General features: G+C 52.3%; 7 protein-coding genes. All 7 read left to right on the top strand.

Translation table 11 applies throughout. The features are described 5' to 3' along the window. Positions 1–3: 3 nt before the first annotated feature. On the top strand, positions 4–237 hold the full coding sequence (locus ABLU96_RS25905) for a YebO family protein (RefSeq protein WP_016530182.1): 234 nt from the start codon (positions 4–6) through the stop codon (positions 235–237). 60 nt (positions 238–297) lie between these two features. Continuing rightward, on the top strand, positions 298–3,684 hold the full coding sequence (locus ABLU96_RS25900) for a phage tail tape measure protein (protein ID WP_348862926.1): 3,387 nt from the start codon (positions 298–300) through the stop codon (positions 3,682–3,684). A 21-nt stretch (positions 3,685–3,705) separates the two neighbouring features. Beyond that, positions 3,706–4,179, top strand: coding sequence for a hypothetical protein (locus tag ABLU96_RS25895; protein ID WP_064184694.1), 474 nt, complete (start codon positions 3,706–3,708; stop codon positions 4,177–4,179). After that, positions 4,166–4,642: a DUF1833 family protein gene (locus ABLU96_RS25890; RefSeq protein ID WP_064147542.1), complete on the top strand. Its 477-nt coding sequence runs from the start codon at positions 4,166–4,168 to the stop codon at positions 4,640–4,642. The genes ABLU96_RS25895 and ABLU96_RS25890 overlap by 14 nt, the downstream gene beginning before the upstream one ends. A gap of 12 nt (positions 4,643–4,654) precedes the next feature. Then, complete coding sequence (locus ABLU96_RS25885; protein WP_031592495.1) at positions 4,655–5,035, top strand: nitrite transporter; 381 nt, start codon at positions 4,655–4,657, stop codon at positions 5,033–5,035. Continuing rightward, entirely contained in the window at positions 5,032–8,109 is a 3,078-nt protein-coding gene (locus ABLU96_RS25880) for a host specificity factor TipJ family phage tail protein (RefSeq protein ID WP_348862924.1), read from the top strand. The genes ABLU96_RS25885 and ABLU96_RS25880 overlap by 4 nt, the downstream gene beginning before the upstream one ends. 75 nt (positions 8,110–8,184) lie before the next feature. Continuing rightward, complete coding sequence (locus ABLU96_RS25875) at positions 8,185–11,985, top strand: SGNH/GDSL hydrolase family protein (RefSeq protein ID WP_348862969.1); 3,801 nt, start codon at positions 8,185–8,187, stop codon at positions 11,983–11,985. Positions 11,986–13,495 lie beyond the last annotated feature (1,510 nt).

The following is a 13,495-nucleotide window of genomic DNA, read 5'->3' as shown; positions in this document are numbered from 1 at the left end:
TAAATGACTACTACTGGCTGGATATTATTATTTGTTTTTGCTCGCCTTATTGATCTTGTTATCTGGTATTTCCTGAACAGAGGAAGCGTAAGAGCTAATGATCAGATCGCTATGCTTAAAGAAATCTCTGAAAAGCAAAGTGCTCAAATTGATCTTCTGATTGCACTTGCTCATAAAAAAGAGGAACCAGAAAAAGATTATCTGGAAGAAGCAAGGAAAAAAGCTGGTTTAATTTAATAATATTGAAATCATAAAAAAGCCCCACAATGTGGGGTTTTTTGTTTCTGAGGAAATGAAATGGCAACCCTGCGTGAACTTATCATTAAAGTTTCTGCTAACTCTCAGTCATTTCAGACCGAGATAGCCCGCGCGTCACGTATGGGGGCTGATTATTATAAAACAATGCAGAATGGCGGCAGGCAGGCTGCGGCTTCAGTTCGGGAAACTCGCCGTTCTGTTGCTGAGCTTACTGACCAGATGGAGTCAGCAAAGGCTACCGCACTGGGATTAACCGGGGCATTTGCTGGTGCTTTTGCTACGGGACATTTAATATCCCTGGCTGATGAATGGAATTCAGTAAACGCCCGGCTAAAACAGGCATCTCAATCAACTGATGATTTTACCAGCTCTCAAAAACAGCTGATGGATATCAGCCAGAAAACGGGCACATCTTTTTCTGACAACGCTAATTTATTTTCCCGTTCAGCAGCCTCAATGCGGGAATATGGTTACAGCTCCAGCCAGGTGCTGGATATTACTGAGGCTATTTCTACTGGTTTAAAACTTTCTGGCGCGAATGCTCAGGAGTCCAGTTCGGTCATCACTCAGTTTAGCCAGGCTCTGGCGCAGGGCGTGCTGAGAGGCGAAGAATTCAATGCCGTCAACGAGAGCGGCGACAGGGTTATACGGGCGCTTGCGGCAGGGATGGGGGTTGCGCGTAAAGACCTTAAATCTATGGCGGATCAGGGGCAGTTAACCATTGATAAAGTAGTTCCGGCCCTCATCAGCCAGCTTGGTAAGCTCCGGAATGAATATGGTGAGTTGCCGCAGACCGTTTCATCGTCGGCAACAAAAGTTGAAAACGCTTTTATGCAATGGGTCGGTGGAGCTAATGAAGCGAGTGGCGCGACAAATACCCTGACCGGATTACTTGATGGCGTAGCCAACAATATTGATCAGGTCGCCACTGCTGCCGGAGCGCTTGTTGCCGTTGGTGCTGCCCGATATTTGGGAAATATGGCTCTTGGTGCCAGCTCTGCAACGGCTGGGATTATTAACGCCGCAAAAAGCGAAGTAGCTTTAGCTGAAGCCCAGGTCAGAGGGACGCAGGTTTCGACAGCTCGTGCGCGTGCTGCAGTTTATCGTGCCCAGCAGGCACTGGCAGCGGCGCGGGGTACAGACGCGCAGGCCGCCGCAGAAAAACGGCTCTCACTGGCGCAGGAGTCACTTAACCGTAATATTCAGGCCAGAGTATCCGCTCAGACTGCACTGAACTCGGTTACTGCTGTAGGTTCCCGGCTCATGGGGGGAGCATTAGGCCTCGTTGGCGGTATTCCTGGGCTGGTTTTGCTTGGTGCCGGTGCCTGGTACACGATGTACCAGAATCAGGAGCAGGCCAGATTATCCGCTCAGGAATATGCAAACACCATTGATGCTGTCCGTGAAAAGACAAAATCAATGTCCCTGCCCGAAGTTTCTGATAATGAGACCAAAACCCGTCAGGCGCTGGAGGAGCAAAACCGTCTTGTTGATGCCCAGGCATCTAAAGTAAAAAGCCTGAAGGAAGAGATCGCTGGCTATCAGTATGTCCTGTCTAACCCCGGACCAACAACCAGTGGCGGTTTCATGATAAACCACCTGACTTCGGTCGAAACGGTCACCCGTGGTCTGGAAGAAGCGACTTCCGCTCTGGCCGTTGAACAGGAGAGGTTAGCTCAGATGCAGGCTAAGTCTGAGTCGATCCAGTCGGTACTGGAAGGGATAGAGAACAGGCGAATAGCATTAATCCGGCAGCAGGCTGCAGAACAGAATTCAGCATATCAATCGTTATTAATGATGAACGGTGAGCATACTGAATTTAACCGTTTGCTGGGTCTCGGAAATAATCTTCTCATGGCCCGACAGGGGCTGGTAAACGCACCAGCACGCTTACCACAGGTAGACCTGACAACCCAGCAAACGGCTGCACTTGAAAAAAGCCGTCGTGATCTGGCGCTTTCAAAACTCAAAGGTGAGGACAAGGAGCGCGCACGACTGGGTTATGCTGCGGATGACCTGGGGTTAACTAACGACCCACAGTTTCAGACCGGACGGCAGGAGTTGATTAATAACGGCCTGAATGAATGGAGAAACAACCAGGAAAATAAACCCAAGCCAAAAGGAAGGCATGGGAAAACCGAGGCGGAGAAAACCGAAGATACCTATACGCGGCTGATTAAACAGCAACGGGAGCAAATTGCTCTTTCCAGCCAAAACACTGAGCTGGCAAAGATGAAATATCAGGTTACTCAGGGGGAATTATCTTCGCTTGAAAAATCCAAAAAGGAAACGTTGCTGCACAATGCGGCGCTTATTGATCAGAAAAATATCGCTGAACAGTTAAAAACATTCCGCGAAGGTCTGGCCGACAGTAATACTGCCGCCCGGGAAAGGGGGAATATCGATTTCCTCGGCGCGGGACAGGGGGATAAAGCCCGTGACCGAATGAAGGAAATGGCGGATATTCGCGCTGATTTTCTCAGGCAGCAGCGGGATTTACAACGTGATTTCAGTCGTGGGCAGATTTCCGAAGACCTGTATAAAAAGCAAACGGAAGCGCTTAAAGCAGCGCTTGCCGAACGCCTGGATATTCAGGAGGAGTATTACAAAAAAACCGATGAACAGCAGTCAGACTGGCGGGCAGGGATCAGCGATTCCCTGATGAACTATGCCGATCAGGCTTCTGATCTGAGTTCAATGGCTGCTACTGCAACCAGCGAAATTCTGGATGCCACCACTAACTCTATCTCCAACAACCTGACAAACGTCCTGACAGGCGCTGCTTCTTTTAAAGATGGGATGTCGAATATCTTCAGCTCTCTGGGTGAAACGGTGATTAAGACGCTGATCCAGATGGCAACACAGGCGTTGATCACCAAAGCGATTATGGCGTCATTTAGCGGCGGAGCGGGTGGGTTGTTCGGTAGTCTTTTTGGCGGTGCCAGCGGTGCGGCAAGTAGTGGTACCGCTATTCAAAGCGCGGGAGCTAATTTTTCATTCAACGCTCTCGGAGGCGTTTACGATTCTCCGTCACTTTCTGCCTACAGCAATGGTGTTTACAGCACTCCCCAATATTTTGCGTTTGCGAAAGGGGCGGGTGTATTCGGCGAGGCCGGGCCGGAAGCCATCATGCCGCTTACCCGTGGCGCTGATGGTTCGCTGGGGGTCAAAGCTGTTGGGCGGGAATCGCCGGCGGTACAGAACGCTGCTAACCAGATCCAGGCACAGCCACGAATTGCTGTCAGCGTAGATGCCAGAAGTACGTTCACCGGTAAACCGGATGACATAACGATGCAGGCTATTGAGCGAAGGAATGACGCTCTGGAACAGCGGATAGTTAACACCTTAACCGCCGAAGTAAATAACCCCCAGAAGAAATTCGGTCGGGCTATTTATTCAAATCTCCAATCTAAAAAACCAAGATAGACCTGCCCGGAGGGAATATTCATGGCAGATATTTTCTACCCGGATGATTACCTGCCCATGCCGCTTATGGACGGGTACGGGTTTAAGCCCATATCACCTTTACTGCGAACGGAGATGACGTCCGGTCGCGCTCAACAACGAAGGCGATATACCTCAACACCCACCCAGGCATCGGTTAAATGGATTTTTAAAACTGATGCTCTGGCGCAGGTGTTTGAGGCGTTTTTCAGGGATGCGCTTAAAGATGGCCAGTCCTGGTTCTATCTGAAACTCAAGACTCCCATCGGGGTAAAGCCCTATAAAGCCAGGTTCGTGGATATTTACGAAGGGCCGACGCTGGTCGCGCCAAAATACTGGCAGTACAGCGCAACGCTGGAATTATGGGAGCGCCCGTTACCGCCTTCTGGCTGGGGGAGTTACCCGGAATGGCTGGCGGGCCAGTCGTTACTGGATATCGCGCTAAACAGAGAGTGGCCGAAGCATGACAATTCTTGAGCGGCTATATGCCAGCAGCGGATCGGAGGTTATTCACGATACGCTGCAGATATCGGCAGGCGATGATAACTACTGGCTAACCAGTGGATGGGATGACGTTTCCGTGATGCTGGAAAGTGGTCAGCCGGCGACGTTTGAAGCCAGCGCGATAGATATCGCCTTACCAGCCAGGAACGCCGACGGGACACAGGATTTAAAGTTTGCTATCAGCAATATTGACGGAAGGGTTTCTGAGGCGATCGATAAAATCCTGGATGAAATGAAATCAGCCACGCTGACATTCCGGCGGTACATTTCATCCGATCTGTCTGCTCCGGCATCATCACCGTATACGCTCGATATCAAATCCGGCTCCTGGACCCCGACAGCAGTTCAGGTCACGGCAGGCTATATGAATGTCCTCAAAACAGCCTGGCCCCGTAAACGTTACAACCTCGCCGAGCATCCGGGCTTACGTTACTAATCTGAGGCAAATATGTTTAACCCTGATAAATACCGTTCAGTCACCTGGCTGAAGGGCGGGCGCGTATATCCGCAGCTCGACTGCTTCGGCATTGTGAATGAGATACGTCGCGACCTGGGGCTACCTGAATGGCCGGATTTTGCAGGTGTGACCAAAGATGGCGGGGGCCTCGACCGGGAAGCGAGAAAGCTGATGCTTTCGCTGAAACGTTGTGAACCCTGTGAAGGTGCCGGAGTGGCTTGCTATTCGGGCTCAACAGTTTCCCATGTCGGGATCGTTGTGATGCTCGATAACCAGCTGCAGGTCGCGGAATGCAATCCAGGCTCGGGGGTTACGTTTCTGCCACTGTCGCGATTTATCCGTCGCTTTAACCGCGTGGAGTTCTGGCAATGACGATAAAGTTTTACCCGTCCCGGCTTCCGGGTGAACCCCTTGAAACGCACGAGCATGGTGTGCTTACGCTGCATGAGTGGATGAGCAGAAATGTCCCGAGCTATTCACAGGATAAAACTCATCCTGTCGTGATCGAGCTAAACGGCCAGGCAGTCCCCCCGGCGGAATGGCCGTTATGTTTGTTGCGGCCAGACAGCGACGTGCGGATATATCCCATTCCGTATGGCACGGGTCTTGAAATTGCCGCGTGGGTTTCGGTGGCCGTATCCATTGCGTCTACGGCCTATGCATTATTCTTTGCCCCAAAACCAGAGCTGGGCGGTTTTTCATCCAGTAACGCTTCATCGCTGGATCTGTCTCCGGCTAAAGCCAATACAGCGAAGCTTGGCGATCCCGTCAGGGAGGCTTTTGGGCGAAACCGGATTTACCCGGATTACCTGGTGCAGCCGGTAACGCGATTCGACCCCGCTGATCCCACCAGAATGACGGTAGAAATGTTTGTCTGCCTTGGATATGGGCGTTTCTCCTATACCGGTGGAGATTTTCGGGTAGGGGAAACTCCGGCGTTGACCTTAGGCGAGGGCTTTTCATATACCAGCTACGGGCCCGGCGATAATGTGGCCGGGGATCGTCGCAGTGAGATATGGTTCAACTCAACGGAAGTTGGTGGAACGTCGAGCGGCAGCGGCCTCGATATGGCTCAGACTGCCCCTGAAGCCAGTGATATCGTTGCTGATGCCATGACCGTCAGCGGTGCCTCTGTCTCGTTTTCTGGCCTCGATGTCGATGATGATAATGATGAAGACGAGGATGAGAACAAACTTCCTCCTGGCTGGATCGCCGGTGCAATTGTCACTCTGAAAGCGCCAGTGAATTATCAGGTATCCATCGAGGGCGGTTTTAACGTGCTGACAGGAGACGTCGTGTCAGAGATTGCGCCATTCAGCGGAATGCCTGTCACCCTAACGTTTAACGGTACTGACTATGACCTTCAGATCTCCACGTATACCCCTCACCAGGACGCCGTTCCGGGAACAGGGGGAGCGACTGCGGTATTACGCGCCAGTGCGTCGCCGTCAACGTATGACTTTACGATAACCAGCCAGACCTTTGCTCTGACCTGGCAGGGTATCACCTATACCATATCTCTGGTCGCCAACTACGGCACAATGTCTGGCTTGCTCGCAGCGATTAATGGCGGGTTGAATGGTTCGGGGCTCATTGCTCAGGATGATGGCGGCGTGATACGTATCGTCGAGATCTCCAGCCCCTGGCGTGGCGGTTCCATTACGTCATCTTTCCTGCCGGCGTCAGTATTTGGTGACAGCCCGGTATTTACTGCTGGTGCAGCCTCCAGCGGCGGAAGCCCTGCGGTAACAGCCAGCGTCACGCTGGCATACGATTCTGGCACTGCCTTTTCCGGATTGCCGGAAGGCACTCAGCGGATTTCCCTGGCGCATCGTGGCAACGAATACCAGATAGCGTCTACTGATGGCCCCTCTGCCACCGTACAGCGTGTGGTTAACGGTGTCGTTGACAGCACCTGGTCAGGCTTTATGACCCGTACCGTCGTGGATTTTGCCGCGTCTGGTATTAACGATAATGAAACCTGGCTAGGCCCCTTTCTGGCCTGCCCGCAGAATGAAGTTGTGGACGCCTTCGAGGTCAACTTTGCTTTCCCAAACGGAATTTGCGGGTTCCAGAACAACGGGAATAAGCGGGTCCGCCATGTCGAGTATGAAATCCAGTATCGCGTTTATGGTTCCGGATCAGGGTGGACGAGTAAGCCAGGGGTTTACGCGCTTAAAAACATTAATGGCCTCGGTTTTACAGAGCGTTTTGATCTGTCCTCTCCTGGGCTGGTGGAGGTTCGATGCCGCCGCCGTAACGAGCAGGGGAGCAACAACGCGAGAGACAGCATGTTCTGGCAGGCGCTCAGAGGTCGTTTGCTTTCCCGTCCGGCCTCCTACGCTGGGATATCAACAATAGGGATCACGGTTGAAACCGGCGGCCAGCTGGCGGCGCAGTCAGACAAGCGTGTGAGTGTTGTCGCCACGCGGAATTATGATGGCGGTGGTGACAGGACAATCAGCGGTGCGTTCCTGCATCTTGCCCGCAGTCTGGGATATCGCGACGACCAGATCGACATTGCGGCGCTCAGTACGCTGGAGGCGACCTACTGGACGCCAAGGGGCGAATATTTTGATCACCAGGCAAGCAGTGACAGCACGTCAGCAAAGGATATTTTCGACAAAATAGCCGAGGCTGGCATGGGGTATTTTCTGCTGTCTGACGGGTTGCTTTCTGTCGGGAGAGAGGGCGTCAAAAGCTGGACCGGAATCATTACTCCCCAGGATACCGTCGAGGAAATGCAGACGTCATTCAGGGTCCCGTCGGAGGATGATTTTGATGGCGTGGATGTGAAATATATCAACCCTGTGACCTGGGCGGAGGAAACCGTACAGTGCCGTACGCCGGAAAATCCTTTTCCGCGCAAAACGGAGGCATATACCATTGATGTTGCCATGACTGCAGATCGCGCCTGGCGTATCGGGATGCGTCGGTTAATGAAATATCTCCACCAACGCCGAACGTATACGGCTACGACTTCAATGCTGGGATGGTGTCATGACTTCGGTGATCACATCATTTTGTCCGACGACAGTCCAACCGGGAAAACCCAAAGTTGCCTGATTGACGCGATGATTTACGACTTCCAGGAAATCACGCTGCACGTCACGGAGCCACTGGACTGGAGCTACGCGAATCCTCGCTGCTGGATACAGTTTCAGGACGGTCGCCCATCATCGCGAATGCTCACGCCGCAACGGGTAGATGATTTCACGCTGACGGTACCGTACAACGACGACCTGCATCCCGGCGACTGGATTATGGACGACCCAGATATTGATCTGCCGAAGTTATTGTTCTGCGACAGTGAAAAGGGTGCGCGGCATGGGATAGTCCAGGAGGTTGCCCCATCAGGTGACAGCAACTGTCAGATTACTGCACCTGAATATAAAGAAATTTTCTACCAGTACGACGACGCCACATACCCCGGCGACGTCGCCTAAAACCACAAATTCCCCTAATTAACTCTTTTCGCTCAAACCCTCGTTTGGGCGAAGCCTCTTTTTGGAGCAAAAAACATGGCCTTTAACCCGGAGCTGGGGAGCACGTCTCCCGCTGTGTTGCTCGATAACGCCGAGCGTCTGGATAAGCTGGTCAATGGGTCTGAGCTGACTGAACCAGATCGCGCTGGCGATGATCTCGATACCTGGCGCGGAATGATGGCGAAAAACGATGAGATCAGGCAGAACCTGATCCCTCTCAGTAAGCAGTATATGAATGAGGCGGCAGCGCAGGCAGATATCGCGAATATCCCTGTGAACTCCACAACCTACGTGCGCAGTCAGGACGGCAGCGCGCTTGCTGATGAGTACATGAATGTCGCCGGAACGCTCCAGCCTACCGGGCGCCGGATGCCATCGCAGGCAACAATTTATCCTTTCCGGCTGGCAAATATGTTCGATGATGGTGGTTTTCATTCAGGTCAGCCGCCGAAGATGAAAAACGCCGGGTCATCCTATGTAACAGGTAAGCTTGTTGCCATTACGGATACCTACCTGCTCGGAATTGGTTGTAAAAATGGAGTCCGTCTTCCTGATGGTGATACCTATGCCAGCATGCTGGCATCGCCGGTAAAAATTCCTGAGGCACTGTATGGTAAGTATGTGCTGATGTCGGCGCTGGTATTCTCAGCGGATGGTTCTTTTGGTGCAGATTCAACGTGCTCATATCTGGCTGACGCGGGCCTGAATAACATCACCAGCCCGGCGGTTCCTTATGTCAATTTCCGTCGCGACATTTCTGCGAATGTCCGCTGCTATGGCACCCTGGCTTTTGTTCCTGCCGACGGTAGTGCCAGATACCTGCATATTGGTAAAGCAGGATTAGGGGCTCCCTCAGATTCGAGATTTATTACGGGTCTGTGCTATGTGTTCAGTGAATCTACGATGACACTCGACAGCGTGAAATGGGACGCGCCATACCCGGCCAGCGACTTTGCAATCAACCATCGCGAACTGGATAAGAAGTTCAATTACCACGGCAATATCATCAACTTCGGCGACCTCGATGGTGGTTCACTGAACCCGCTGATTCGCTCCGGCTCATCCGTTGTTGCCCTCACTACACAGCAGACGTTAATTGAGCGTGGCTATAAAAATGCCCTGCAAGCCCGTATCGGCGGAACAGAGTTCATTCGCAGCACCGGCAATGCAGACCTGCGCGGGAAAACGGTTTGCGGGTATTTTCTCGTCTATGCTGAGAATGCTGCTGATATTGATAACCTGGACTACGCGAATATATTTCAGAGCAATGATGGGAATCTCGCGCAGATCACCTACAGCAACGATATCGGTAAGCGTAAAGTGGGCGACTACCTGTGGTTGCTCTGGGCAAAGGGCACTGTCACCGCATATACCAACCCCGTTACCGAGCTTTGCCTTGGCTGGGCGACTGCACCAGTTACTGCAAACCGGTTTGCCACCGCCTTTTATCTTTCCGTGGGCGCAACGGACTACGATATTCAGCCGCTACTCTGGAGGTTGACTGAGCGTGGTGTTGCCAAGCGTGTCGTCAACGAACTGGACACATTGAACCAGGTCAGATTTGCAGGCCAGGACGTTCTCCAGTTTAACTTTGAGCGCAACCTGCTGACGTATGGAGACATGGATGGGGGAAGCCTGAATCCGCCGGTTCGTGGTGGGTCGGCTGTTGTATCCCTTACCACGCAGCAAGCGCTGCTGGACCGCGGATATACCAAAGCTATCAAGTGGCGTACTGACGGTTCCGCTACAGAATTTGTTGGTTACACCAGTACAACCGATCTTCGCGGGAAATACGTTGGAGCCTATTTCCTGATCTATGCTGAAAATGCTGCGGATGTCGCCGGTATCGCCCGTGCGCAGATATTCCAGGTTAATGGCTCGACTCTGGCGGAAATCGCATATACCACTGAGCGCGGGATTAGAAATGTTGGCAAAAACCTCTACCTGGTCTGGCAGGCTGGGCAGGTCAGCACCTATACGGACCCTGTCTATACCCTGTGGGTAGGCTCTGGTGTGGCACCAGCAACCTCCGAGCGCTATGCCACAGGGTTCTTCCTGATGGCGGCAGATGCCGCGATAACGATGGACCCGGTGCTGCGCCGCCTGACTGAGCGCAATATGGCCAAGCTGGTCACCGGGCAGTATTCAGTTTCCTCTGCGGAGTTCATCAGTGAAAAAATAACCGTCAAAAACAGCAGTAAAACTGTTTTTGCGGGAGACAGTTATACCGAATCGATGCATGCGCTGAAAGATAAGTCGTATGCCGCCGTGCTGTCTTCGTTGACAGACTGGCGGATCGAGCCATATGGCGTATCTGGGAACACCTATCTGATGATTAACGATCGCATCCTGAATAACAGCAAAACGTTCGGGTGGGGGATCGGAGACATGGGGGCCAGCCACGTGGTGATTATCAGCCAGACGAATGATGCGGCCATTCGCGCAACAAACTGGCGGTACTGGCAGGCCAGCATGGAGCGAGTCGTCCGCTCTGTACGTGCATTAGGGGCTAAACCCATCATTTGTACTGAGCATCCTCAGATCGAGCCGTATGCTTACGCACAGATGAGAGCTGTCGCGGATACGCTGGGCGCAGAATTCTGGGATATCACGACTGAGGCGCGAAATTTTGAGTTTTTCTCAGAACCACGCATATGGGCCGGTTCTCACCCAGGAACACGAACCAACTCCCAGCTCTGGTCTCCGATACTGAAATGTATTAATGCGATGCCGCGCCCGCGCAGTGGAATTAAAATATTCCGGCCACGGCCAGGCGTCACTATCAGCTCAGTGAGCGATCTGGTTTATGGAAATATTCTGGAGAGGGCGAAGAAGTTCAAAGAGATCACATTGGGCCATACCGCCATTCCGGATGCGAAACAGGCCTACTTCGATGATTTGACTGTATTGAATAACGATATCGGCGCAAACCGGACCCGTTACAACTCTGAATACGGTCAGCTGGCGCAGGGAAATTCCTTGTCATTCACGAACTTTGCCCTGGTGGAAGTTATTCTTCCGTCTGCCGGAGAGGGTGTATCGTCCGTGAATCTGGTGACAAAAGGTGATTCAGTGACGGTCTATGCGCTAAATTATCTTGTTGCACCTGACCAGAGCAGCCCGGAAGCCACATTCAACAGCCCGGTAGCTGCCTGGCAACAAATCAGTGGACCGCTGACGGGAAGCGCTGCAGTGAAATTTATGCAGGGGGATAAAATCAGCTTTTTACTGGTGGCTTCCGGGAATTTCAGCCTGTCGGACATCCATGTTGATTACACAGGGCGAGACAGCAAGCAGGTCAATAACTGGCAATCACAGGAAAAACGAGCCGGCGGGAGCGAGCTGCTTTCGCAGACTCGCTTTGGAGATACGGAAATCGCCGCATGGAATCGCATCGGCAGCGTACCGCGTTATGTGCCAGCAGGCGGGAATCCGCCGGCAGGATGCACAAAAGTTGTGGTAGTTGATGATGCAAATTATGTGTCTCAGGACTTTGCCGTACCAGCAGAGCAGGATGCTGTTGAACTGGAGATTAAAGTATGGTGCCGCCGATGGATCCCCTTGTTCAGTTCAGCGTCCGATTTTTCAACCTCCCCAATAACACCAGACTCTCAGGATTTTGCCGAGTTAAAGCTTCTTATCGGGCAGCAGGCTGACGGAAAAGAGATGCTGGCGATGCAGTACAGCCTGCCAGTGGGGCTGGGATGGATGGAGCACAAGGTAAGATACTGGGCTGTCGGCGGGAATGCTGCCGCTACAAAAGCATTGCGGCTTACACTTTTGGGAGAGACGGGAAAGCAGATCGATATAGCGTGGGCTTCCATCAGGGAGGTTTAACCAGTAACGACATAAAGTTTTAGAACATCTATTTTTGGAAATATCTGGAAATGTTTTGAATTATCCAGGAATATATCAACGCGCAAAGACGCACACAGCAATAATGTCATTCAGTTATTTTCCCCCGGCGTGCCTCCGGGGGATTTTTTTAAATGATCTCGTATGTGTCTGTCGCTACTCTCTGCAAAAGCGGTGTTGTACCACCCGCAGAAAGAGTCGCGTCTGCATTCACCGAACATGAAGCCAGGAAGACTGTTGGTGGCGCTCCGCTAAAAGCGATGTAGGTTTTATTGATATATCCTGATCCCTGAATCCTCCCCTGCACACCTGGTGCAATGTTCTCCAGCGCGATGCCTGCAATGGCTGAACGAGTATCGCTATTCGTTGCCCGGCGACCGTTCAGCTTTGAACCATTGAAGGCTACTGCAGTACCTTTCAGAATGACCGCACCACTGGTATTCGTCAGGATCACTTCCCTGTCACTCTGATATACCGGTGCCGAGTAGTTGTATGGCGTGATGACACTGAATGCGCGGCCAGCGCTGTCATTGAGTTGCGCATTCAGCGCCGACACAACAGCGTCATTCGACATTGCGGTGTAGTTTGCAGCCAGCGTCAGCGTTACCGGAGAACCGCCGTCAAATATTACCGTCAGGATTTTGTTAACCACCGTGCAGTCGCCCAGTCGCTGACCGATGAGGCCGCCAGCTACTTCACCTTTCACTGAGTGCGAACTGAGCACTCGAGCCGGATAACCAATCCCACCTTTTATGACCACCGGATTTAGCCCGAACAGTGCAGGAACAGCGGACCCGCTAACGCAAACTGCGCTGGAGGCACTGTCGATACTGATAAGTTGCAGCGCGCGGGCGTCGTTCGTTGAGCGGACAGCGACCGGTGAACAACCATGCAGGTAAATTCGCATTTCTGCATTCCTGTCTGCCAGCTGATTTTCCAGCTTCTCAGCGCGCCATGTGTTGCTGTCGACACTAATCGCCCCCTGGATAGTAACCCCCTCCATGTTCATAAAACTGACCTGACCCGAACCCAGATTCTGCACAGCCAGCGCTGATATCCCGTTAGGGTCACGATTCCGAAGACTACCGCCCCTGATGGTAATCCGGCATGGTGCATCAAAATCTTTATTGCTGTGGGAATAAAACGCCGTCGTCGGGCTGATGAAATCAGTATTCAGGCAGTTGATTTTCTCACCAGAATGTAATCCGCCGCCCCAGGCATGGCACGATGACCAGACGGTAACGCCGCTGGAAACAGAGTCCTGGTACGCCTGAGCCTCGGCATTACCATAATGCTCGATATGGCACCCCTCTAAATTCAGCACAGCGTTTTTTATAGACAGGTCAGGGTAGGCCTGCGCATCTGAGTGAATGGGGTATCTCATGTTTTTACATGTGATTTTCACGTTGCGGATTGTCGCTGTGTTATTCATCCAGATAGTCTGGTTTAGCGGTATCTGGGCCGGATCCACGTCGGCTGGCAACTCCCCTTT

The organism is Klebsiella sp. CN_Kp106 (assembly GCF_040064575.1).
Classification (GTDB): Bacteria; Pseudomonadota; Gammaproteobacteria; order Enterobacterales; family Enterobacteriaceae; genus Klebsiella; species Klebsiella michiganensis.
Note: the sequence above shows the minus strand (reverse complement) of the source record. Positions and strands in the feature narration are given on the sequence as shown.